General features: G+C 34.4%; 22 protein-coding genes. 16 read left to right on the top strand and 6 right to left on the bottom strand.

What is annotated here, in order from left to right; genetic code table 11:
* Window positions 1-10 precede the first annotated feature (10 nt).
* The 7 genes from FA727_RS21210 to FA727_RS21180 all read left to right on the top strand — a co-directional run bounded on the left by FA727_RS21210 (window position 11) and on the right by FA727_RS21180 (window position 8200).
* A complete protein-coding gene (locus tag FA727_RS21210; protein ID WP_136833486.1) occupies window positions 11-490 on the top strand; it encodes a Na+/H+ antiporter subunit E in 480 nt (159 codons plus the stop codon).
* Window positions 487-771, top strand: coding sequence for a Na(+)/H(+) antiporter subunit F1 (locus tag FA727_RS21205; protein ID WP_126410669.1), 285 nt, complete (start codon window positions 487-489; stop codon window positions 769-771). Before FA727_RS21210 ends, FA727_RS21205 begins: the two co-directional genes overlap by 4 nt.
* The gene (mnhG, locus tag FA727_RS21200) at window positions 749-1117 is read left to right on the top strand and encodes a monovalent cation/H(+) antiporter subunit G (RefSeq protein WP_136833485.1); all 369 of its coding nucleotides are present in this window, start codon (window positions 749-751) and stop codon (window positions 1115-1117) included. Before FA727_RS21205 ends, mnhG begins: the two co-directional genes overlap by 23 nt.
* 331 nt (window positions 1118-1448) lie before the next feature.
* Window positions 1449-2834, top strand: coding sequence for a 23S rRNA (uracil(1939)-C(5))-methyltransferase RlmD (gene rlmD / locus FA727_RS21195; RefSeq protein ID WP_136833484.1), 1386 nt, complete (start codon window positions 1449-1451; stop codon window positions 2832-2834).
* Window positions 2835-3364: 530 nt separating this feature from the next.
* Window positions 3365-4981 carry a hypothetical protein gene (locus FA727_RS21190; RefSeq protein WP_136833483.1) on the top strand — a complete coding sequence of 539 codons (1617 nt, stop codon included), beginning with the start codon at window positions 3365-3367 and terminating at the stop codon, window positions 4979-4981.
* 8 nt (window positions 4982-4989) lie between these two features.
* Window positions 4990-5523, top strand: coding sequence for an ABC-three component system middle component 1 (locus FA727_RS21185; protein ID WP_136833482.1), 534 nt, complete (start codon window positions 4990-4992; stop codon window positions 5521-5523).
* Complete coding sequence (locus FA727_RS21180; protein ID WP_158318944.1) at window positions 5513-8200, top strand: AAA family ATPase; 2688 nt, start codon at window positions 5513-5515, stop codon at window positions 8198-8200. The genes FA727_RS21185 and FA727_RS21180 overlap by 11 nt, the downstream gene beginning before the upstream one ends.
* 127 nt (window positions 8201-8327) lie before the next feature.
* On the opposite strand, the gene FA727_RS21175 is transcribed toward FA727_RS21180, so the two are convergent.
* From FA727_RS21175 to FA727_RS21165, 3 genes are read right to left on the bottom strand one after another with little or no spacing between them, the layout of a single operon-like run.
* A complete protein-coding gene (locus FA727_RS21175) occupies window positions 8328-9479 on the bottom strand; it encodes a restriction endonuclease subunit S (RefSeq protein ID WP_136833480.1) in 1152 nt (383 codons plus the stop codon).
* 3 nt (window positions 9480-9482) lie between these two features.
* On the bottom strand, window positions 9483-11039 hold the full coding sequence (locus FA727_RS21170) for a type I restriction-modification system subunit M (protein WP_136833479.1): 1557 nt from the start codon (window positions 11037-11039) through the stop codon (window positions 9483-9485).
* Window positions 11040-11097: 58 nt separating this feature from the next.
* Window positions 11098-13851 carry a type I restriction endonuclease subunit R gene (locus tag FA727_RS21165; RefSeq protein ID WP_136833478.1) on the bottom strand — a complete coding sequence of 918 codons (2754 nt, stop codon included), beginning with the start codon at window positions 13849-13851 and terminating at the stop codon, window positions 11098-11100.
* A gap of 265 nt (window positions 13852-14116) precedes the next feature.
* Between FA727_RS21165 and FA727_RS24855 the strand changes: the two genes are divergently transcribed.
* The 7 genes from FA727_RS24855 (at window position 14117) to FA727_RS24200 (ending at window position 19713) form a co-directional block, all read left to right on the top strand.
* Window positions 14117-15169, top strand: a complete 1053-nt coding sequence (locus tag FA727_RS24855; RefSeq protein WP_136833477.1) for a CHAT domain-containing protein — start codon at window positions 14117-14119, stop codon at window positions 15167-15169.
* A gap of 18 nt (window positions 15170-15187) precedes the next feature.
* Window positions 15188-15598: a hypothetical protein gene (locus FA727_RS24585; RefSeq protein WP_206663853.1), complete on the top strand. Its 411-nt coding sequence runs from the start codon at window positions 15188-15190 to the stop codon at window positions 15596-15598.
* A gap of 12 nt (window positions 15599-15610) precedes the next feature.
* A complete protein-coding gene (locus FA727_RS24580; RefSeq protein WP_206663852.1) occupies window positions 15611-16141 on the top strand; it encodes a restriction endonuclease in 531 nt (176 codons plus the stop codon).
* A 408-nt stretch (window positions 16142-16549) separates the two neighbouring features.
* Window positions 16550-17641, top strand: coding sequence for a DNA sulfur modification protein DndB (locus FA727_RS21150; RefSeq protein WP_136833476.1), 1092 nt, complete (start codon window positions 16550-16552; stop codon window positions 17639-17641).
* Window positions 17638-18675 (top strand): DNA sulfur modification protein DndB, encoded by a 1038-nt coding sequence (locus FA727_RS21145; RefSeq protein WP_136833475.1) that lies wholly within the window; start codon window positions 17638-17640, stop codon window positions 18673-18675. The genes FA727_RS21150 and FA727_RS21145 overlap by 4 nt, the downstream gene beginning before the upstream one ends.
* A 173-nt stretch (window positions 18676-18848) precedes the next feature.
* A complete protein-coding gene (locus FA727_RS21140; protein WP_158318943.1) occupies window positions 18849-19412 on the top strand; it encodes a competence protein ComK in 564 nt (187 codons plus the stop codon).
* 163 nt (window positions 19413-19575) lie between these two features.
* A complete protein-coding gene (locus FA727_RS24200) occupies window positions 19576-19713 on the top strand; it encodes a hypothetical protein (RefSeq protein ID WP_158318942.1) in 138 nt (45 codons plus the stop codon).
* On the opposite strand, the gene FA727_RS21135 is transcribed toward FA727_RS24200, so the two are convergent.
* The 3 genes from FA727_RS21135 to FA727_RS21125 all read right to left on the bottom strand — a co-directional run bounded on the left by FA727_RS21135 (window position 19706) and on the right by FA727_RS21125 (window position 21821).
* Window positions 19706-20413 carry a hypothetical protein gene (locus tag FA727_RS21135; protein ID WP_246041997.1) on the bottom strand — a complete coding sequence of 236 codons (708 nt, stop codon included), beginning with the start codon at window positions 20411-20413 and terminating at the stop codon, window positions 19706-19708. The two genes, FA727_RS24200 and FA727_RS21135, sit on opposite strands and share 8 nt — an antisense overlap.
* Window positions 20414-20527: 114 nt before the next feature.
* The gene (locus tag FA727_RS21130; RefSeq protein ID WP_136833472.1) at window positions 20528-20977 is read right to left on the bottom strand and encodes a hypothetical protein; all 450 of its coding nucleotides are present in this window, start codon (window positions 20975-20977) and stop codon (window positions 20528-20530) included.
* Window positions 20978-21140: 163 nt separating this feature from the next.
* Complete coding sequence (locus tag FA727_RS21125) at window positions 21141-21821, bottom strand: EcsC family protein (protein WP_136833471.1); 681 nt, start codon at window positions 21819-21821, stop codon at window positions 21141-21143.
* A 415-nt stretch (window positions 21822-22236) separates the two neighbouring features.
* Here FA727_RS21125 and FA727_RS21120 point away from each other — a divergent pair, with 415 nt between their 5' ends.
* Together FA727_RS21120 and FA727_RS21115 are read left to right on the top strand one after the other, a co-directional pair.
* A complete protein-coding gene (locus FA727_RS21120; protein ID WP_136833470.1) occupies window positions 22237-23577 on the top strand; it encodes a DUF262 domain-containing protein in 1341 nt (446 codons plus the stop codon).
* The gene (locus FA727_RS21115) at window positions 23574-25421 is read left to right on the top strand and encodes a GmrSD restriction endonuclease domain-containing protein (protein WP_136833469.1); all 1848 of its coding nucleotides are present in this window, start codon (window positions 23574-23576) and stop codon (window positions 25419-25421) included. The genes FA727_RS21120 and FA727_RS21115 overlap by 4 nt, the downstream gene beginning before the upstream one ends.
* Window positions 25422-25454: the final 33 nt, after the last annotated feature.

The raw sequence follows: 25454 nt of genomic DNA, 5'->3' as shown, positions 1-25454 counted from the left end.
GGTGGTCATGATGCCCATGCAAGTTCTGATCAACTTAATTATTGGGGTGCTATGGATGTTTCTCCAGGATCATTGGAGCGTCCTCACATTTTTTAGCGGCTATTTATTTGGCTTGCTTGTCCTATATATATTACGTCGATTTCTTAATACGAAATTCTATCCGATTACGTTGTTGGCCATCATCAAGCTAATTATCGTCTTTATCTATGAGCTTTTTACCTCAAGCGTTATCGTGATTCGGCACGTGATCAGACCAAGAATCAAGATTCAACCAGGCATCTGCACGTTAGAAACCGATTTAGAAGGAGACTTGGAGGTCACGTTACTGGCCCTCTTATTGAATCTGACACCTGGCTCAGTGGTAGTCGAGGTATCTCCTGATAGTAAAAAGTTTTATATACACGCCATGGATATTCCAGAAGCAAATAAGTCTCTCTCCAAATCGAAAGAACGTTTTGAAATGGCGATAAAGAAGGTGACGCGACCATGATCAAAGGAATGTTAATCGGCTCTCTTATATTTCTCACCCTATCGATACTCGCAATCATGTATCGGCTGGTAAAAGGACCAACGGCCTCTGACCGTGTTCAGGCATTGGATGCATTAGGCATCAATATCATATCAGGCGTGGCGATATTCTCCGTCTTAATCAGAAGTACAGGTTTTTTCGAAGTCATTCTTTTGATTGGAATCCTATCCTTTATCGGCACGATCGCGTTTGCCAGATATCTAGAAAGGGGTGTCGTCATTGAGCGCAAGCATCCCAAATGAAGTCGTTCCTGTGCTATTAATCTTAATTGGCACGATCTTTAGTTTCCTGAGTGCGATTGGGTTAATGAGGCTCCCTGATGTCTACACACGCTCCCATGCCGCCTCAAAAAGTACAACAATCGGCGTCTTATTTATCCTTGTCGGAACATTTTTCTTCTTTCTATTAGAAGAGCATTACTTCAGCATTCGGTTATTTCTAGGAATCTTCTTCGTATTCCTCACAGCACCAGTCGCTTCCCATGTGCTCATCCGCTCGGCTTATCGCTCGAAAGCACCACTAGCGAAAGAATCAGTGCAGGATGATTTGAAGGAAGTTTTGGATCGAGAGGATAACGAACCTGTTTGATGAAGCTAGCCCTGCGCTAGCTTTTTATTTGTTTAGGAAATTATAGATTTCGCTGTTGTGGATAAGTTTGTTATAAAGTGTATCTACGTTTAGCTCCAGCGCCTAGCCCCTCGAGGTCGCTTCAGACCAGATGATGAAGTTGAAGAACAAACTTCCTCATTTGGTCCTCCAGCGCTTGTCGGGGCTGAGCACTAAGGAAAGCTCCTAAGAATCTTCTTCGCAGGAACAATCTGTCTTTTGATTGTTCTGAAGGCGCTTGCGCTTTTGTTCTTTGCACTCAAGGTATGATACAATCACCTGTATATGAAGGATCAGAAAGAGGAATTAATGAATGAAACGTACATTACCCGTTCAAAAGAATGACTACATAGATGTAATATTTGAAGATTTAACCCATGACGGAGCAGGCGTTGCCAAAGTCGATGGCTACCCCATTTTTGTACCCAACGGCTTACCAGGAGAAAAGGCAAAGGTCAAGGTCATTAAGGTGAACAAAGGGTACGGCTTCGGCCGTCTAGACGAGCTCTATGAAAAGAGCCCTTACCGTATCGAGATCCCGCGAGAGGAATTGCCTAAATACGGAGGCTGCCAACTTGAACACATTAGCTACGAAGGACAACTGAAGTATAAAGAGAACCAGGTTCGCCAAGTGTTGATGCGCATTGGAAAGCTTGAGGATGTGGTTGTGCATCCAATCCTAGGCATGGACAACCCATGGCATTACCGCAACAAAGCCCAAGTACCTGTTGGCGAAAAAGACGGCAAGCTCATCGCTGGCTTCTTCAAACCAAGAAGCCACGAAATCGTCGACACCGATGAAAGCCTAATTCAGATTCCTGAGATCAACGAAGCGGTTCAAGCTGTCAAAGAAATCTGCGGAAAACTTGGAATCCCTGCTTATAATGAAGAAACTCACAAAGGTGTCTTACGACACATCATGGCCCGCTACGGTCAGCAAACAGGCGAGCTAATGGTCGTAATCGTCACGCGAACAGGAGAGATTCCATTTGTGGAGAAGATTGTTGAGGAGATTGTGGCTCGATTGCCAAAGGTCAAATCAATTGTCCACAACGTCAACTCAAAGCGCACGAATGTGATCCTGGGGGATAAAACAAAGGTGCTTTGGGGCTCCGAAGTGATTTATGACTATATTGGAGATGTTCGGTTCGCAATCTCGGCATTGTCGTTCTATCAGGTGAACCCTGTACAGACGAAGGTGTTGTATGATAAAGCGTTGGAGTATGCGGATTTGACTGGTTCAGAGTCAGTGATCGATGCTTATTGTGGAATTGGGACGATTTCATTGTTCTTGGCACAGAAAGCACAGAAGGTATTCGGTGTAGAGATTGTTCCAGAAGCAATCGAAGACGCGAAGAAGAATGCAGCGTTGAATGGGATAGAGAACGCGGAATTTGAAGCTGGAGAGGCGGAAGTTGTGATTCCGAAATGGTATGAGGAAGGGAATAAGGCTGATGTGTTGGTAGTAGATCCTCCGCGCAAAGGCTGTGATGAAGCACTGCTACGCACCATTATCGACATGAAACCTCGGAAAGTAGTTTACGTTTCGTGTAATCCGGCTACATTGGCACGCGATTTACGCATCTTGGAAGATGGGGGATACAAGACAGTAGAAGTCCAGCCAGTGGATATGTTTCCGCATACTACGCATTGTGAGGCTGTGGCGAGGATACAGTTGAAGGGAGAAGCAGAAACCTGAGGGGGTTTCTGTTTTTTTCTGTATGCTCCGATGAATATTTGAAGATTGTAATTAAGCAGTGTAAACCAAAAAAGAAGTTTAGATTATCTGACTAATGTTTTATGGGAATATTTACTATCTAATCGGTAAAATTTTAGTATAATTTGTATGTTAGGGAATTTACTGTCTAACATGATTATAGAATTCAAAGTTATTATTAGAATTAGTAGATACATTAAGTGAAATTATCAAAGGATAGATTGATATTCTTAAAGATGTTGAAATGGAGTCCTCAGGTATAATTCTGAAATAATTTATAATAGAAATGTGAAATTGATAAATCGGTAGAATAACATATTCTGTATAGTGGAAATAGATTAGGAGAGGGATTGAAATAAATTATAAAGTAGAAGAGAATAATGAATCGAAAAGACACGTGGAGAATCTAGTCAAATTTATGAGAGAGTATAGGTAACAGGATTTATATAAATTTGATTTTTTTGTACTTATCATTCTTGTTTATTTCATAAATTAATAAAAGGAAGATTAAAATGGAAAAAGACTTTATTTTGGACATCTTGCAAAAAGACAAATCTGAATATGAAAAGAATAATATCGAAACTTTGAAAGAGTTAAAAGAATATAATAAAGCAGAAATTACTTCAATGTTCAATAAGTTATATAGTGAAGAACCGGAGGAAACAGGTGGGCAAAACGCACTTACTGGTTATTATTTTCAATTTCTATCATCGCTTTATTATCTTGCTGAACTTTTGGAGGGCAAATGGGACTTTATTGCATTAGAGCTCCATCAGGATATTATTGTTGGCAATAGTAAAGTAATTAGGTTTATTCAAGTAAAGTCAAAGGTTAAAAAAGAAAGAAAATATGTTGAATCAGTAACAGATACCAAATTATATAATGGTTGGTTGCAAAAATTATTACCGCTGGCACGTTTTTATCCAAAAAGTACAGATAAAATTACTCAATTTGAACTAATTACCAATTATTTAATCAATAGTTCGAAAAGTGTTAAAATGGAACACTATTTATTTAATAAAAATTTCGATTTACAGATAGATGAAAAAGACGATTTATTAAAAAAATTGAAAGAATATCCAAGTGAAGTAGAAAGAAAAGAATTTGATTACAGAAAAAGATGTGGAGAGACTGAAAAAAGTTTATTATCAAGGTTTTCTATAACACCAATTGCTATTGATGCTGATATTCAAAACTTTGTTCACAACGTATCTTCAAAACTAGGAAAATTAGTAACTGAATCAGCGCGCATAACTTTTGAAGATATAAATTATTTGATTGGAGATTTATTTTATTTATGCACACATAATAATGAAAATGGGACCTTATTCATAGATCGCGAAAAAGCAGAAGAATATTTAAGTATTCTTGCGAAACGTGTAAGTGATAAACTTCAACCATTTATAAAAAATATCAACAGTAACCAAATTATTGATGATGTAATAGCTTCTATTCATAGTGAATTAAAACAAATGAAGTTAAACAATATGCTTAAAGATCAACTGATGAGTGAACTAGAATATTTGCATAATCAACTTAAAGAATGGGTTAGTGATGAAATTTACGCTTTAGAATTGTTAAACCGATACATGGAAGCTAAAGAATACTCACTTTCGGTTATTGACCTTGATGAAATTGTAAAAAAGGAACGTTATAAGGAACTCTTTAAAACAATTCTTTTGCTAAAAATGACTTTTAATGATGAAATTAATCTTTCAATGAAATTTAAAAATCTATTGATTAAAGAAATAGACAAATTTTTCATATCTACATTAGGAATCGATATTGGAGAAACTAAAGAGGCGGGGATAGAAAAGTTAATTTCAATAATTATTAAATTGCCAAGAGAACAGCAATTACAAATGATTGTGAAAAAACATTTTACTATTTTACAAGGAGACCATGACGATGATTTTGAAGAAGGGGAATTTTTACAGATAAAAGATTTTTTTGAACCGGAAGTTTCCGCGCTGGAAACTCAATCGGGTGTAGGAGATGTTGAAAATGAATGGATTGTATTACCAGGACTAAAATTATTGTCTGGCATTAAAAAGGCAAAATCATACACTAGCATTGATGATTATAGAACTGGTTTAGTGGATTTATGGAAAAAAATCCAACCAAAGTAGGAGGAATTATGGATAAGCAACTAGTTTTAAATTGGCTACTAAAACATGGTTTTGTTGTTCAAAATTCTGAACAATTTTACCCTGACATATTTTTAGAGAAAGAGCATTTATGTGTTGTTGTAAAGGAATATAAAGAAGAAATTGATGAGGGCATGATTATAAATGATTCTGTTGACATTAGGATAAAATTGAAAAAAATGAATAGGAATTCTTGGAATTGCTATTTTCTAATACTTTTGTCATCTAAAAGTGAGATAAGCCCTTATATAATTGAAAAAGACCCAAGAGGTGTAAGAAAGTATGTAATAAAGGATTATCAAAGTTTCAAAAGAATACCATTTCTTGATTTTCTTAGTATTCATGAAGTTGAAAAAAAGATCGACCAAGTCTCCTTATTGAATATCAATAGAGATAAAAAACTTCAATACCTACTTGAGTATATAATTAAAAGTGGTGGGAATTCGAGAACTCTTAAAAGTGAAGAAATTAATTCTGCGTTTAATATATTGTTTGATGCGGAGGATCAAATCAATGAGAATTAAAAGTGTTGTATTAGAAAATTTCAGGTGTTATTATGGAAAACATTCTTTTACACTGGATAATGGAATAATTGTACTTTTTGGGGAAAATGGATTTGGAAAAAGTTCGTTCTTTGATGCAATTGAATGGTGTTTAACGGGTGCTATAAATAGGTTTATTAGTACTGATAAAAAAATATTATATAATTTTTATTCCAAATTAGGGGACAATTGTTCAGTATCAATAGAATTTGATAATGGAAATACATTGATTAGAAGCTTTAAAATTCAGGAAAATATGAGAGAAACAATTAAATTAATTTCTTCTAAAGGTGGAGTAATTAAAACTGGACAAAGCTGTCTAGAAGACTTTATTGATACTAATATTGATGGGAAAAACAATAAAAAAGAATTCGTAGAAACGACTTCACTTGTAAAACAAGCACTGATCTTATCACAAGATCAGGTAACAGATTTTATTTTAAGAGATGACCCTAATGAGAGATTTAATGCTCTGGTAGATATTATGGGTTATAAAAAATGGACAATGATTATCAATAATCTAAAGAAGGTTAATGATAAAATTAAAGTAAAAATAAGGGATGATCAATCTCAAATTAATACATATGAAAAATTGATGTCTGAAAAGGAAAAAGAGAAACAAGAAGTAGATATATATATTGTGAATGAACTTTTAAGGAAATATAACTTAACTTTGAATAAAGAGACACCTTCCCAGATTACTGAATTAAAAGATAGTATAAAAAAAGAATTAGTATTGTATGGAAAAAACTTAAATGAGCTTTCTAGACTTTTGCATTTACGTAATTCAAATTACTTTGACATAGAAGTTGAAGCAAATAGTATTAAATCATCGTTAAATAACGCATATAGTCTAAGAGAAAAAGGTCTTGGATTAAGTTCTAAAATAATGAATAAGAAGGAAGATGTAACTAAAGTATTAAGTTCTGTTAAGAGAGAAGTAAAGATACTAAATGAGAAGAAAAAAATCGAAGAGGACATAAAACTCATAATTCAAGAAGTTGGAGAAGACTTAACTTATTATCAAGATAATATAGATAAAATTGAGTTAGAAATAAAAAGATTTGAAAATGAATTAAGCAAAGTCAGATTGGCTGCAGGAGAATATAACAATTATATTGTACATAAAGATACCATTAAGAAGATTCCATTGATTATAGTTGGCCAAGAATTTGAAATACATAAAATCACAAAAGAGCTAAAATTAATTGAAAAAAAAATAAACAAATTTGACGATATAATAAACAGTAAACAAGCTAATAGTCAATTAAATAAATTGAATAACTCTATTCAAGAAATATATAATTATGTTTTAGAAAATGAAATTGAGGATACATGCCCAGTATGCTCTACTAATAATAGCGGTAATCTACAAAGCCATATTTATAGTAATATTAAAAATAATTTAGAGTTAATTGTAAAGGATTCTTCTACATTAAATAAAGCTGTTAATAGGAGAAATGAACTGAAGGGCTCATATGAAAAAAAATCAGGATTAGTGAGAAATCTCTTGAAAAAATTGGAAAGAAATAGGGAAGAGTTGAGATATTCAGAAAAAATGATATCTGAATTACAAGAAAACGAACTGTATTCAGAAGTACTATTTGAATCTGAAAAGGAATTTCTAAGAGAAAAAAGTGAAAAAATTGGAGATGAAATTAGTAAACTAAATCAGAAAAAATTTCAAATATTTGAATTAGAAAAGTTGAATGTACAATATATGCAATTTGAGCACATAAAAAATATAGATATAGAGGATAGTGATAGTTTAAATAAAGAAATATTTAAATTAGATAAGTACTTGAGGTGGATAAGCGATGTTATCAAAAAGATTAATGAGAGTATAGAAACTCTAAGTACTGAACATGCTTCCAAAATGAATGACTTATCATTATGGAAAAACTTAATAGGGGAAAGTAATAACTCAATTAAGCTAATAGAAGTTTATAATCATAGGAACAATACTATTACCAATTTAGATAATAAGCTTGAAGAAGTTTACCGTCTAGAAAACTTTCTGAAAACTGTACAAGAAAATGAGGACAAGAATAATTTGATTAATCAATATAAATCAGATATGAAAATTTTAAGGAGTAATATCTCAAAATTGATTAATAAACAAAATGAAATAACCAAGTTCATTGACAATGCATACAATAAAATAGGATCACAAGCCCTTGAGTATTTTAATCAACAGGATTCTAGTATTCAAAAATATTTTAGATATTTGAATCCGATGCCCACAAGTAATAAGGTAATATTTAAATCAGAAAATAAAGATGAACTTGAATTAATAATGTCTGTTGAGGGAGAAGATGGAGATTATACTGATTTGTCTAATGTCCAATATTCAATGAGTTCTGGGCAACTTAATGTTTTAGCCATTTCTTTATTTTTAGCTATTAATGAGGGGCAAACATTAAGTAAACTAGATTTAATTGGAATAGATGATCCAATACAAAATATGGATGATGTTAATCAATTTTCTATTTGTGATGTTTTTTCAAATATAAGAAAACAATTAATTTTATCTACCCATGACTATGATTTTTTAAAACTGTTTATTAAAAAAAATGAGCATAGAGTTAATGATATCAAGGTTTTTATGTTGGAAAGTGATCGGTTTGCAAATACTCTTGTAAAAGAAGTCACGTTTTAAATAGACATCTTTCTTTTGGTTTTGTACTAAATTAGAAAGAATTTCACGATGAACAGTATCATAAATAAATGGCTTTTTTAATAGTTAAAGCACCATTCTAGAATAAGTGGAATGGTGCTTGTCTTCTTTAGATGAACATTTGTTTGGCGAAAGCTTGTTTTTGGTTTTGCAATTCTGTCAATTTATTCGACTCTAATATAATTCTTTCATCAATTTTATTAAAAAAGGATCCCAGCATCTTTTGTTCTTCATAACAGGGAATGTTACAAAAAATAGCTGCAATTGTTTTTTTTGATAAACTAGGAACACCAGTAGACTCATCATATTTGTTCCAGTTTATATACTGAAACATAAGATAAATAAAATTGAGGTCGTAAGATTCCCTAGGTATACAATAAAAAAGTGTATCTACAGTCCAAAAGGGTGCTTTTAATTTTTGAGGTTGATTGATACTCCCTTTTCTTCCAATACCGATCGCGTCTTTATCAGACAGTGCTTTATTAACACTTAGCATATAGCCTCCCGTTCCATAAACCGGTATACTGCCTATATCTAAATGTTTATAATCTCTACCAGAATGGACTTTAATGATTTCTCCTAAAGGTTTTAATTCCCAATTAGAAAATACTTGTCCATTTCTATCCTTAAACCGTAATTCCTGGCTGAAAATTTTCTGCATAAATCCTTTTTTTTGTTCTTTCAGCAACTCGAGCTTTTCTTGTTGAAGTTTGATTTTTCGATCGAAATAATTCATGAACTCTGCTATTTTAAATTGTTCATTTTGAGAAGGCATAGCAACTTCAATTGAGCCTAAAATAGACTGACTCACATTAAACCGTGTACTTCCTCCTGCTTTAGAGCCAATTTCATGACGTATTCTTGGTGATTCAAGATTGAGTTTTAAAAAGTATGGATGGTATTCTCCTTGCTTTTTACCACGAATTACAAATCCACCGAATAAAGCAAACTTAATTTTATCTAAGTAAACAGAACTTTTACCTACATCTTCTCTAGTTTCTGAGCTACGTAAAAATAATAGATCTCCATATTCAACTTTATTAGAATCCTCGACCTTTTGGGAAACAGATACAGAACCAATAATATCATCATATTTTATTGAATTATTATTTAGGATGTCTAATACATTAATAAATTTGCGACCATAACCATAACTGTCTTTATCAGCGTTGATACCATTGTTAAATGACATTAAATTGCTAAGAAGAGTCTTTTTCCACTCGTCATTAAAACCTCTAAATCTCAATTTAGGCGCATTCATATCTTACAGCCCCAATTCTTTAAAGTACTTCTCTAACTCACAATCCACTTCTGTAATTTCTTTCTCAATTTCTTTTAGTCGTTGAGCTACGGATTGTAAATCAATGGGTTCTTCCAATTCAAATGTGTCGACATAGCGAGGGATGTTTAAGTTATATTCATTTTTTTTGATTTCCTCTAAAGTAGCTGCATATGAATACTTATCGATAGTTTCACGTCTTAAGAATGTATCAATTATCTTCTCAACGTGCTTATCTGATAAAAGATTTTGATTTTTTCTTTTTTCAAATTCATTCGATGCATCAATAAATAATATATTCTCACCATTTTTCCTGCATTTTTTGAATACCAAAATACAAGTAGGAATGCTCGTGCCGTAGAATATGTTCGCGGGTAATCCAATAACCGCATCCAAGTAATTTTTTTCTTCAATCAAATACTTTCGAATAACTTCCTCTGCAGCACCACGGAAAAGAACGCCATGTGGTAATACGACTGCCATTGTACCGTTATCGTCTAACTGATGTATTAAATGTTGAATAAAGGCAAAGTCCGCTTTTGATTTAGGTGCAAGCTTTGCATAGGCACTAAAACGTTCATCATCTTTAAACTTGTCATCATCAGCACTCCATTTTGCACTATATGGAGGATTCGCTACGATTGCTTCAAAGCGTTTTCCTAAATGTTGAGGCTCTTCTAGTGTATCCGCATTACGAATATCAAAGCGTTGGTATGGAACATCATGTAGTAACATGTTCATTCGAGCCAAGTTGTATGTCGTAGATACTTTTTCTTGACCGTAGTATTTGTGTACTCGTGCTTCTTTACCAACACGTAATAATAAAGATCCTGAGCCACAAGCACCGTCATAAACATCACGAATTTCGGTTTTTCCAGCTGTTACGATTTTCGCTAAAATTTTTGATACTTGTTGTGGTGTATAGAATTCTCCAGCTTTTTTCCCAGCGTTAGCCGCGAATTGAGAAATCATATACTCATAAGCATCACCTAGAACATCTATTTCTGCATTGTTTTGTTCAAATGGTATATCTGCAATATTCACGATTACTTTGCTAATAAGAGTTGAACGGTCTTTTACTGTACGTCCTAGACGAGATGAAGCCAGGTCCATGTCATCAAATAAGTTTTGGAAGTCATCTTGACTCTCTGTACCTAATGTGGATGTCTCAATTGCTTTGACACCATTTTGAAGCATTTCCACATCAAAGTTTCCATTTGCTCCTTTTTCAATTTCATCAAGGAAATGTGAAAATAGGAACTGTGGCTCTACAACATAGCCTAATTCACTAATCAAGTAATCTGCTAATTCTTCACGATACTCTTCATTTTTCCAAGCATCTGCGTACGAGATGTTATCCTCTTTCAATAATATGTTTGCGCGGGTTTCTACTTTTTCCGAAAGGTAGCGGTAGAAGATTAACCCTAAAATATAATCTTTAAATTCGCTAGCATCCATTTGACCACGTAAGTCATTTGCCATTGCCCATAATTTTTTGTGTAACTCAGCTTGTTGCTGACGTTGTTTTTCACTTGTTGTCATGTGTAATTCTCCTATTGCTGTGTATTTAAAAAAGCTCAGTTTGCACTAGTAGTAAATACTAAGCACTATATTTTTCAGTGAATTCACGAATAAAAGTCGTAATAGCCTTTATTGCCTTATTCTTCTTCAAGAAAGTACCAGATAAAGAGTCCATTATTGTACCTTTTTCTATTAGGTTCGAGTATTCATAGGTTGTGACTTGTTCACGTAGTATAGTATCTTCTATTTCAACTTGTTGAGCAAATTCTGTTAATTCTTTTTCACTCATTTCTTCTTCATAACGATTGTATGCATCCATGACTGATTCATTAGGTGATAAAGTTGGTGCAACTTTATCTAAGAAGCCTTTAATCAGTTCAATTTTTAGACGAAGCTTTGGATCAGATGCATGATCTAGTTCCTGTTTGATAAAACGAATTTCTTTCTCACGTTCTTTTTCGTCTTTCGTGTTCAAGTTAGCAATCAGACTCAAAATGTAGCTTACATTAATTCGATCTGTATGCATTAGCTCTAATTCGAAGTCAATATCATGCAAAATCGATTCTCTTGGTACTTCGCTACGCTTGAAGTCTTCATATAGCTTAAAATATTTGCTCTTATAATCTTCATATGATTGCTGTGAAATGGTTAGCTCTTTTTCATCAAACTTAAAATCAGAAAAGGACTGTAACCGTTGAAGCAATTTCGTGACATTTTTGAAGGCGATAATAAACTGTCGTTTTTCTTCTTCTCTTTCCAGTGCATCTACTTCTTCTGGAATGACAGCAATTTCCCTTAATTTTTTCACTGCTTCTCGAAAAGCTTTTAGGTATTCCTCATAGCTACCCATTAATACCGTATCAACATTATCTGTTCTAGAGAATAGCTTTATCGCTTCATCTGTATTGGATTTTAAATTGCGATAGCAGACGATATTTCCATATGGCTTTGTAGGTTTCTCTACACGATTTGTACGACTATACGCTTGTAGAAGGTCATGATAAACCATGTTTTTATCAACATATAACGTATTCAGTGGCTTACTATCAAACCCGGTTAAGAACATTTTTACAACCAATAAAATATCAATTTGCGCATTCTTTACTTTCTTAGAAACATCGGAGAAGTAACGTTCCCAGGTCTCTGTCGAATAGTCTGTGTCGTACATTTTGTTATAGTCTGTAATCATCCGGTCTAGAGCTTCACGAGAATGCTCAACAGTACCAACACTTTCCTCATTTTGTCCGTATGAGTAGATTCCAGCAATTTTTAAATTGTGATTTTTCGATTTTAGAATATCGTAGTACTTAATTAGTGTCGGAATGGAATCAACCGCAAACATAGCACAATAGCCTTTACTATTTGAACGACGAACATGGTTATTTAAAATATGGTCTGCCACTAGGTTAAGACGTCTCTCATCATGCCATACTTCATCTGTATCAATGGCCTGTACTTTTGTTTTATCATCTTCATTAATCCTAGCGTTGAATGTACGAATATATTCCACAGAGAATCCGAGTACATTTCCATCGCGAATGGCATCTTTGATGAGGTAATGATGTAGACACTTCTCAAATAGGTCAGCAGTAGTACGACCGTCTTGGCTCTTATTTTCGACAAAACGTGGTGTTCCCGTAAAGCCGAAGTATTGAGCATTTTTGAAATGGTGATCAATCTCTTTTCGCATGTCCCCAAATTGGCTGCGATGGCATTCGTCAACGATAAAGACGACGTGCTCTTGTTTGTACGGTTCCATGATCTGAGCATATCGTTGATTTTTCACAGCATTGTTCATTTTCTGGATGGTTGTCACAATAAATCGTTTCATTGGATTTTGGATTTGCTCGATAAGTATTTCGGTTTTATCCGTACGATCAACCGCTCCTTTTTGGAACTTGTTGAATTCCGAAATTGTTTGAGTGTCTAGGTCTTGGCGGTCAACAAGAAAGAATACCTTCTTAATGCTTTCTTCATCTGCTAAGATTTGACCAGCTTTAAAAGAGGTTAAGGTTTTACCAGAACCCGTTGTATGCCAAATAAAGCCATTATTATTGGTTTCTGTTGCTCGTTGTACCAACGCTTCAACAGCGTACACCTGATAGGGCCGCATAACCATTAATGCTTTGTCTGTATCATTAATGACCATATAACGACTTATCATCTTTGCTAAATGGCATGGCTTAAGGAATGCACTTGAAAAGTCCTGTAAGTTCGTAATCAGTTCATTGGCTTCATCTGTCCAGAAGAACGTAAAGCCAAACTGAATGTCATAGTCAGAGTTAGAAAAATACTTTGTATCGACACCATTACTCACTACAAAGATTTGCAGGAATCGATACAGACCATGGAAGGTATGACGACGGTAACGCTGAATCTGATTGAATGCTTCTTTAAAATCTAATCCACGTCGTTTCAGTTCAATTTGGACGAGTGGCAAACCGTTAATTAGGATCGTTACATCGTAACGGTTTATATATGTTCCTTTAACAGTAGTTTGCGTCGTTACCTGGAATAGGTTTTTGCACCAGTCTTTCGTATTCATGAGTTCTACGTATAACTGTGAACCGTCTTCGCGTTCTATTAATAATTTGTCACGCAAGATTTTCGCGGAATCGTAAATACTTTTGCCCTCTATGAGTGTAAGAATCCGATTGAATTCTATATCTGTTAATGGTTGTCCATTTAGTTTGTGTTCATTAAATGCATTGAGTTGCTGCTTCAAATTCGCTAATAATGCGTTATAGTCAGCAATCTTCACTGCCTTGTAGCCTAGATCAACAAGCTGTTTATGTAATTTTCTCTCAAGCTCTGCCTCAGGCTGGTATGCCATGTTGTAGCCCCCCTTGATACCAGTTTCATCTTCCCTTATTATACTGCAAATTAATGGGTGAAGTTTCGTTTTTTGTGGTGGTTTCCAGAAATTGTTGTTGTGTAGAAGTGAATACATTAAGAAGACAATACTTAAGTTCCCGTATGTGAGAGGAGTTTTTCTTATTGAAAGAAAAAGAACTTATGTTCGGAGATAAAATGTTGTTATATGAGGAATATTCTGTATAATTAAAATAAAAAAGTCGAATTATTGGAGGTCGGATAATTTGTCGCTCATTGAAACTTATAGAAGGACCATTAAGAGAAAAAAAGAAGAGTTAAGTAAACTGAGGACTTCAAAAGCTATAGTGGTAGGAAAAGTACCATCCCATAAGAAGAAAATTCTCTCAGCACAAGCAACTATCGGTAGAACAAAATCTGCTACCACAATGGGTTCTAAATCTAGAGAAATTGAAAGGGAAGAAAAGAAACTAGCTGATATTGATAAAAAGGTTGCTGAAATTGACAAGAAGATAGCAAAAATTGAAGGAGACATAATCTCTGAAGAAAAAAAGCTAGGTCGTGAAGTAGAACGAGAGCAAAAAAAAAGAGATACTGCTGAAAAGAAGAGAATAGCTGCTAACGAGAAACGTATGAAGGAGGTAAGTGGGATGTTGGATAAACACGGTAAAATGCACCAAGAGACCAATAAGACGTTGGAAGAATTGAAAAACCTCCCAGAAAAGATTAAAGTCTTATTCATGGCTTCTAATCCATTAGATGCTCAACCTCTAAGATTAGATGAAGAAGCGAGAGCAATACAAGAAATGATCAGAAAATCAGAACATAGAGATTCTGTATCCTTTGAAACTCGATGGGCGACTAGAGCACTTGATGTAATACAAGCAATTAATGAAGAAGAACCTACAATCATTCATTTTAGTGGTCACGGCTCTGATACAGATGAAATAGTCTTCCAAGACAATCAGGGAAATGCAAAATTTGTCTCTAAGGAGGCAATAGTTCAAACAATGATGAGTGCATCAGCTGACATTAAATTGGTATTTTTTAATACCTGTTTTTCCTACGGACAAGCAGAGGCGGTGGTACAACATGTAGATGCTGCCATCGGGATGACAACAACAATTGGTGATGATGCAGCAAGGGTATTTGCTGCACAGTTTTATTCTGCTATAGGTTTTGGATTATCTGTAAAAAAAGCATTTGAACAAGGTAAAGCAGCACTAATGCTTGAGGGAATTCCAGAAGAAGATACTCCACAATTGTACGTAAAAGATGAAATAAACCCTAATGAATTAATTATCGTTAAACCTCAGTAAAGTTAAGGAGGGCTGAATATGGATGAAATTTATCATTATCCTCCTGAATTGTCTAACTTGTTAGTAGATACGATTCCATTACTTTTTAGATCTAAAAAAGATGTTCTGGTCTTTTTTAAAGGCTCTGGGGTATCGAAGCAGTACACATTGGATATAGAAAACAGAGTAAGAGTGGATCGTCAAAGTGTAACAAAGTATGAAATTGTTAGAGTTGTACTCAGTAGGCTTAATGAAGCTGGTGAAAAGGCATTACGGGAGCGCCGTGAAATTTTAAAGAGGATAGTAGAATTTGAGAGTTTTTCGACCTGCTGGCCGGATGATCAGTTAAAGGCCAGAGGGCTGGTAGCTGAAATTCAAAAAGTTATTAATACCAAAGATGCTTTTACAAGGATGAAAATTGCTCGTGAAAAAGAAGTTGAGAAGAACTGAAAAGAGTATCATTTGAGGGTTGAAGAGGCTCAAAATCGTCGATTAGAAAGAAGTAAAATTAAAGAAGATTTTAATCATCTATTTTCAATGACAAATCCCCACAAAAGGGGTAAGGCGTTAGAGAATGTTCTAAATAATCTGTTTAAAAATTATGGAGTCCTCATAAGGGAATCATTCGCTTTGAATGGAACAGATGGAGAAGGTATCATTGAACAAATTGATGGAGTAATAGAGTTAGATAACAGAATATTTCTAGTGGAGATGAAATGGTGGGATAAACCGGTAGGAGTGGGTGAAGTATCTCATCATTTAGTCCGTATTTTTAATAGGGGTCATGCCTGTGGAATTTTTATTTCAACGTCACCATTTACACAGCCTGCTGTTACAGTATGTAAGGAATCACTTTCAAAGGCATTGATTGTTCTAGTAAATTTGGAGGAAATATACAAGGTCCTCGATCAAGAGGGAGATTTAAATGAGTACCTTAAAAGAAAGATACAAGCCGCCATCATAAACAAGGAACCATTACATTTTCCTGTATAGAGAGGGTCTCCTAATTGGAGAGTTACTTTTTTTCTAGTAAGAAATGCAGGACTTCTCCGTCAAAACTTGTTAATAACGGTACCAGAAAAATTCAACTGAACATTATTATGAAAGTTTTGTGATCGATAAAGAACTTAGTTCACGAAATATTCGAAAATAGCCATTTATCCCTGCGTTGATAGGGAGAAATGGCTATTTTTTATTGAACTTTAAAGGGAAATCAAATTAAATGAGAGTTTTTCTGAAGAGAAATTATATACTATAACCCTTGCAATTTGGATATGTCAATGTTCTGCAGAAACAGGATGAAAAAACAAGTCAGTGATTAGTGTTGCGTGTACGCAACACAAAAGAATAGCATTTACATTCATATTTGGAAAAAATTATAATGTTCTTGAGGTGAAAATCGTGTCGAATCTTGACTTTAAAACAATTATTGACGGCGTCGGATACAATCAATTTGGAAAAAGCGTTTTGGCGACCCAACTCCGTTTCTCTACACTTGAGGCCCTGTTTGAGGTAGATCCTGAAGTACAACGAAACTTGGACCCGATACGAAGGGGGGAAATAAGACAATTTATACTAGATTCACTGAAATCTATGGAGTTTTATTTTTCACCTTTTATCTTTTCAGCTAGAGGAGCGATTAAACAAACTGAACATGGCTGGGAGCTGGAACCGGGAAGTAAGCTGTACATCCTCGATGGCCAGCATCGTGCGGCTGCCCTAACGTCTGCATTAAGCCATTTGCAATCACAAAAGGAAGCAGCAGAAGAAGTTGGGGACGTAATAGAAGCCCAGACTATTCAAGAGTACATAGAAAAACTAAAGGACTATCCTGTAGCGATGCAGGTGTATTTGGACCTCACTACGCAAAATGAGAAGCAGATGTTTACGGACATTAATACTGAGCGAAAAGAAGCGCATAGTGGACTCATTATGAAATACGATCATCGCGATAGCTATACGGAATTGACGAGAAAAGTAGCCAATCAATTGGAAGAACATTTTGAAATTGAACAAGAATTATCTAGACTAACGCATCAGAACTCCGCAGTCACTTCACTTACAATTATGAAAAGATGCTTGCTCGCATTGTTTGAAGGATATATAAGTGTCAAAAAGGGCGAACCGAATTTTGGTAACTATAAACAGGATGAAGTCATGGACATATCTCTGGCATTCTTTGAATCGTGGGTGAAGTTATTCCCAAAACAAATGGCCAACCGCAAAAAATATGTAACGGGCTTGACCGGAATTCAGGTTGCATTGGCCCTTACAGTCCATGAACTCAACAAGAAACATGGAATACCTCACCTAGAAGCCATTCAGCAGCTTCAGTTTCTTAAGCCGTACTGCAAGTGGCAACATGATGATCCACTCTTTTCCCATATTTACGATCCAGCAAAAAGAAGAATCACACATCACTCATCGTCGACTTCAATCCAAAGAACAGTTGTGAGATTTTTAGCCAATATAACTAAAGAAAGGATTGGATGAATGTGATCCTCAACGATGTTTTTACAAAAAGACAATTGATTGCAACGTATTCGATAACTGAGCTATCAGGCTTAGTTCATGATGGGCAAGTGAAATTACGCCATCTAAACAAACTGCATGTAAGAGCTATAAAGAAATATATATTGGAAAATGTAGTAACTGAGCAAATTTATTTTCCGCCTATGGTCGCGAATGTGGCTGGAATTGGGACAGAGAAACCATTGGAACTCACGATAGTTGATGGAAATCAAAGACTAGCAGCTCTTTGTCAAATTGAAGAATTAGGTTATAGGGCAGCGAAAAGTGACGATCCTGAGGAAATGAAAAAAGGTTACAAGTTGCTTCATTTTATCCAACATACGGAAGTGGCCATTCAAATTTTTGAAGGACTATCAGAAGAAGAAACGGATCAATTATATATTGATTTGAATACAAAGGGTAAAAAGGTGGCGCTGTCCAAACGGATTTCCTTTGATTCGAGAAGCCCATTGAATATTATCACAAACTCCGTTTTGAAAGCTAATACACAATTAAAATTAGCAGGGGTTGAAATTGAAAAAGTTTCAGTCGTACGGCCAAAGAACAAAAAGCTCCTTTCTTTGTCACATCTGCGCCAAATTGTGGCGACTTTTATAACTGGAAATATGACGAATAGTACGATCGAGAATGAAAATTTTGAAACGTTCTTAGAGGCTGAGGACTATGTTCAATTAATTAATGCTTGGTTTGATGAATTATTTCGACTGTATCCACCTGAACGAATTGGAGATTTTCAGGGATCGATGTTGGCGAATCATCCTTTGCTGATCAGTGTTGCTTTTTTTGCGAATAAAGGCTTGGAAAAGTTTCCGTTTGAAGTGCGAAAAAAAGAAATGGTCAAGCGAATGCGTAGATTGAAAGATGTCAATTTTAATAGAGAGAACCCGGTTTGGAAAGAGTTTAAGGGAACGAATAGAGCAGGTTACTATTATTTGGCCAATGACAAAGCAAGTCTAGTAAAACTTGTGCGTTGGCTAGAAGGGCAAGGGAGGTGAGTGGAATGTGAGCAATAAAATAAAAACCCCATAGGTAGCACAGTCCTGGCAGACAGTACCTATGGGATTCGTAAGTTGGGTATACCAACCTTAAGTTAGTATACCCTTTTTCGTAAAAAAATCACAGATCTAAGATGTGAAGAAAAATCAACGAAATGAAAGAGGGATATGAAATGATTATTCGGAAGAACTATTTAATTAATGCAAAGACAGTTCTATTTTACGGAATCTATTATGAAAATGGAGCACTATTCACACTTGTAATTGAAGGTAATGATAAATTTCTTGTCGCAATGGCACCGCTTAAACTTATTGATAAGACGCTGATTAGTTATGGATCAAGCTTTAAAGGAGCACTGGAAAGTTCGCGGAAGCTATTAGGTGAAAATAGAAAAATGTACCCTCTCAAAATTGATGCCTCCCTGGACATTTGGATATTTCCTTCAAAGTCATATAAAAAAGAGAATTGTGTTTGGTTTGCGTTGAATCATGTGGAAAATACGAAACTATTAGGTATTAAAGACACAAAGGTGTTTTTAGATTACGGACATGAGATTAATATTGAAATGCGAGAGACTTCCTTCCGCAACAAACGTGGAAGTGCTGAGGATTTGAGGGATATAATTTTACGAAACACGAAGGGGGAGTTGAAGTATTCGGATGTCCCAACGGAACGCTGGACCATTGTGGAAGAGATGGGGAAGTATGAGTGTAGGGGAAAGAAAGAGGAAGAATAGCAGAAAGAATAAAATCCATAGATACATCAAGTTTTGGTGTGATTGAAACTAGGGAATTATAAAAAAGTCCCTACGAAGTAAAAAATACGAGTCTAGAAAAATCTATCCCAATAGGATAATTTGGTATAATAATTTAAATATTATATAAAAAAGGAGAAAAAGAATGAGCAGCAATAATGCTAATAGTAATAATGTTAATACTCAATCAACACCTAAACCAATTGGAGTAACTCCTAGAAGGGAAACAAGAGCTGGAGAAAGACCATCATTTCAAGCTCCTGTGCCACCTAAAACTAAGTAATTATTTTTAATGAAGTTTTTTTGGGATTTAATTCATTAATTATTAGGCCAGATTTTGTGTCTACATATGATCTTGTGATTTCATAGTTGTAAAAAGCGTGTGCTATATCCCACCCTTTTGAAGTATCGATTATTAGTGACTTCTCTGTTTCAAAAGGGCGGGACATTCTAATAACAGGACCACAGATCTTCTCTACAGGATTATCTATCTTATAAATCTCTACAATAAGTTGAGCCTCTTTTTGTTCCTCTAACCTATAGAAGAAACTTTCCCAAACAGTCGGATCTTCAGAAAGTTTAATAATTTTTCTTTGAATTCGTACTTTATTTATGATTTCTAGAACTCTAATATATAAATACTTAGACCAGATATATGCAACAGTAAAGCTAAATATCAAGCTAAGGATTAGATAATAAAAAAGAAATAAGAGGTTATTAGATAAATAGGTTAAGTCTTTTAGACTTAGGATAAGATCTAGATTTAAAAAAGATAGATTCACTTTTAACGCTCTAAAAATAAGGTTGAGAAGTAAAAACAAACCATCATAAACAAGAACTGTAAAAAGAGTGGTAGGAGCCCATAATAGTGCTGTTAATCCGACCATTTCGGTAGTTGTGTGTTTTACTACTGGATTGATCCCGAACATTTGAAGCCAAAAGTAAGTAATTAATCCAGGTAAGGAAAAAATAATTAATGACATAAATTGTTCCACCAAAACACCCCGTATATTGTCCCAAAGTAGATTGTTATGTTCGTAACAGTTTCAAAATCTAAAAAAGGAAAGCTTTGTTACATTTAATATTTTTTTTTATATTTAGTAGATCCATTGCTTATAAAATTGCCCGGATTTTTCACCAGTACCAAGTCCTAAAAATAATGCGTACTTATAATTTAAGTTTTGTTGTGATTTGTAATATTGTAGTTTCTTCATGTCAAATTCATCAGCGTGTAAATTCTTTTTCATTTCAATAACTAATAGATTATTTTTTGTGCCCCTTTGATGCACTATTATATCGGGATTTACAAGTCTATTTTCATTGCCGGATTGAGATTTGAGATCCTCTAATATTTTTTTATCTCCCAAATTCCTATTATACTCACAATCAACACACCATTCTTTAAATTGTTGTTCTAAATAGACGGCTAACCTATGTGAAATGGATCTTTCGTTCGAGTTCTTCATTAGAAGATAAATGTCTCTCGAGAAAAGAAGGTTTAATGCAGTATGTACTTTTTCTTCAACCAGCTTAAAATCCTCATTCAAAATAATGTTCCCCCTAAAAACTATAGCAAAATTCTAAAAAGTTGAAAGTTACCTGAATATAGCATAGTGATTGTTAGTGATAAAATTCCTAAGAGTTAAAAAAAACAATTTTGTAGTATTAATCCTCTAATTTATCTATGATTTAAACAGACCCTCTAATTCTCTATACCATATCAATAATTTCAGGTTCATCATTACTTTCTGTGTTTTGATCTTGAATAAATAGCTTGTAGGCAACATTCCCTATGGTATTTGTAGCAACTGCATCTACGGTACCACCAATAATTCCTCCTGCTAAAGGCACCATCTTACCTAAATTTATGACTCCTTTTTCTCCAAACTTTGTTAGTAATCGAAATCCTACAGTTTGGTTGATTTTTTTAACTACTTCGAAAGGAATTTTTTTAATACTGGTTACTACAAGTTTTTTTCCTATCTGAACGCCTGCATTTTTAAGAATATCTTTAGCACCATTTCCAGCCAAACATGCATAAACAAAAGATTTAACCTGGTCATCTTTCACGTCATAACCACCCATATATGCAATAGCTGCAACCATTCTCATTTGAACTAAAATAACGCTAGTTATATTGGCGGGAACAGCAACAGGTAATGTAATTAGTCCCCCCAATCCCGTTAAAAATCCACTAGTAGCACTTTTAGTGTTTTGCCATAGTATTAAATTCTTAACTTTTTCATCTAATGTCCCACTCTTTTGTAAGTAACTATCAGCTAATTCTATGGCTGTGTCCATTCCAGGAACACCACCATTAATCGCTTTATCATAAGACCAATCTAATGCCTTCATTATTGCATCGTGTGTTAAAGATTTTGTTTTAGACATTATTACTCACCTTTCTTCTAGGAAAATATGGTAATATTATACTATAAAAATTCGTGCGAATATTACTATTTTTTCTCTAGCAAAACATTACATAGAGGTGTGAGCATGTTGTTAAAGGAAAATGGTTTTCCAAAGTATCTAAAAAGGATGCTTATTAGGCAAGGGTTTAAAAGCTAATCAGATCAATGCCTATAAGTAGAGAAGTCAATATAAAAATGATAATTTTATTCAAATGTCGGAGAAATGGAAATATAACCCCTAAAAAACACTGAATAATCAGTGTTTTTTAGGGGTTTGTATACTTTAGGGGAGCATCCGTGAAGAATGTTTATCTTGAATTAAATACAACGGCTCAAACTATTTTGAATTTGATATAATCTGAAATATATAATTTGCTTTAAAGGAAGGTAGCTGAATGAGCCAACAAGTAAAAACTTCCGTAATAAACATAAAGGAATTGTTAGAACTTAATTTGTTTATTCCAGAATATCAAAGACCATATACATGGAGCACAAAGAATGTTGTCCAGCTTCTAGATGATGTCGTAAAGTTCTCTAAGTATCCTGAATATCGAATAGGAACCATCATTTTACATAAGAATGAGAAATTAGATATTGTCGATGGGCAACAACGCATTATTACGAGTTTGCTTATCTCTAGATTTTTAAAATCTAAGGATACACAAAAACTAACTATACTAGACATTCCTAATCATGAAAAAACAATTGAAAATGTCAAAAATAATTTCAAAATCATTGCCGAATATTTCGAGCGAAATCCTAAAGCAAAAGATATTCTTGAAGACTATTTTTTAGAAAATTGTACGGTTTTAGTTTTAGAATTGAATAAATTAGACGAGGCATTTCAATTATTTGATTCCTCCAATAACCGAGGGAAAGCCTTGTATCCTACTGATTTATTAAAGGCTTATCATTTACGAGAGTTAACAGGAAACGAAGAGAAAAAATTAGAGATGGTTGAGTTATGGGAAAAGATTAAACCCGAGCACATTTACATCCTATTCTCTGATTATTTCTTTAGGATCAAACAGTGGTCCAGGAATAAACCTGTTAAAGATGCAGGCTTCACGAACAATCATATTGATTTGTTCAAGGGCGTAAGTGAAGCAGATGATAACAAACATAACAATTGGTCAAAATCGCTATTAATGGCTAAAAATTTTGTAGATACGTATAATAGGCAAAATCAAACGATGATTGAATTTAATGCGATGCCCCCTTTAAACTATCCTTTCCAGATTGATCAACCAATGATTAATGGGGAGTACTTCTTTAAATTTGTAGACTATTATTATTCGTTAGCTAAACGTTTAGGATGTCTAGAAGGGGAAAAACAAAGTGCAACAGAAGCAACTGAGATTGTTCAGTTGATCAACCATTTGGAAAAAAATAAGTATTTCCGATATGTAAATTCTTTGTTTAAGACCACTTTGTTATATGTAGTAGATAAATTTTCTTATAAAGAACTAGAGTCGATCGAAAAAATATGTTTTAAATATGCGTTTTATCCCCGTTACAATTTCGAGCAAGTGCAAAAGAAAACGATTAATAAATTTGTGCTTGATAGTGAGTGGGGAGTTGCTAACTTCTTTAATCACATAAATGAATCGTATTCCATTAGCGATGTCCTTCATTTTGAAATAACGACAAGTCATGAAAAACTCAGGAATGCAAATAAAATGCAAGAAAAATATGAAGAAGTACATAGCTTATACTTTAAAGGTGGTAACGAATGAAAGATTTTAGTATTAGGGATATATTTACCGGGAACTACAGCATTCCGATATATCAAAGAGCGTACGCTTGGAGCGATAAGGAAATCGAAACGCTTGTTGATGACATCTATGATTATTATTCTCTTAAAACTAATCAAAATTATTATATCGGTTCGCTTGTCGTGCACAAAGATCATGATGATTTGGAGAATGTCATTGATGGGCAGCAACGATTAACAACATTGTCGTTACTCATCTGTTATCTAAAAAATGAATCTAACTATAAAGATTTAGTGAAGGACATTCACGTTAATCTTCATTTTGAAAGTCGGAAACGCTCAACTGATATTTTTAAGCAGTTAAAAAAGAATAATGAGAAAGTATTCGATGAATCAAACGAATTAGTCGATGGCTATCGAATTTTAAAAAAGAAATTAAACAGCGAGCAATATGACGAAGAATATTTCCAGTACTTGATTGGTCATGTGATCCTGATCAAAAATGTATTGCCAAAAGATACGGATCTTAACCATTATTTTGAGATCATGAATAACCGTGGGGAGCAACTTGAAAAGCATGAAATTGTGAAGGCTCATTTGTTGGGACGACTAGATGAATCAGATGAAATTGGTCGAAAGGTTTTTACAGAAGTTTGGAATGCCTGCCAGCGATTAGATAAATATGTACAAATAGGGTTTAACCCGGTTATTCGTGAGAAGATTTTTGGCGAAAAATGGGATGAATTTATGCCAAAGGAATATGCTTCCATGAAAAAAGTATTCGAAGAAGGTAACGAAAATGACGAATCGTTTTCTGGATCTATAACAATTGATGAGATTATTCAGTGGGGAGATTCAGATAAAGAACAAAATAAGAAGTCCCATAAAGAGGACGATGATACTGGAAGATACCATTCCATTATTAATTTTCCTAACTTCCTGTTGCATGCATTGAAACTGTTTATTGGTGAGAGGTTTGACTGGAGATATGAGTCTAAGGGGCTCTCTCTGGATGACAAGAAATTAGTCGAACAGTTCGAAGTTCACATCACGAGCGCAAAAGATGCAGAAGGTTTTATGTACTCGCTGTTGAAAACCCGGTATGTTTTTGATAGTTATGTCATCAAAACGGATAATTTAAATGATGCGACAGATGATGACTCCAATTGGAGTTTGCATAAACCGTATAAATTGACAAGCAAAAGTGGTAATAAATTATCACCGCGTAATACTTTTAGAGATGAGAATACGCAAGAAATTGTAGTCAAAATTGAGTCCATGTTTCAAGTGACAGACCCGCGTCAAATCTATAAGAGCTTCCTTTTTGGTATTTTAAACATTTTGAACGCATGGGTCGATAATAAAGAAGATGAGAAACTGCTTGTAAATCAATTGCTTGATTTCGCAAAAGAGCGGTTTAGAGCTGTGACTGTTGAGGGTACATTTTTTGATAAAGGTGTTCATACACCAAACTATGTTTTTAATTTCTTAGATTTTGTACTTTGGTATCAACAAGTAATTGAGGGAAAGAAACATCGTATTAAAGCGAGTGACTTTGAATTTAAGTATCGAAATTCAGTCGAACACTTTTATCCACAAAATCCTAATCAGGCTGAAAATCATGAACGACTAGACAAAGACCATCTTGATAATTTTGGCAACCTTTGTATCATGGCAAGGAGACATAACTCACTTCGTTCAAACCTAATGCCAGCAGCAAAAATCAAAGAATTCAGCTCAACGAGTCAGAGTTTGAAATTTGAGTTAATGGAAAAACTGGCTAAACAGAATGACGATTGGAATGTAAAGGAAATCATGGATCATGGTGATGAGATGAAAAAACTGTTATTAGAATTTATCTCTTAAGAGATAGCGATCTTCCCTAATTGTTTGCCCAAT

Source organism: Robertmurraya kyonggiensis (assembly GCF_005116465.1).
In the GTDB taxonomy this organism is placed as follows: Bacteria; Bacillota; Bacilli; order Bacillales; family Cytobacillaceae; genus Robertmurraya; species Robertmurraya kyonggiensis.
The sequence above is the reverse complement of the archived record's forward strand: the minus strand, read 5'-3'. Positions and strand labels throughout refer to the sequence as shown.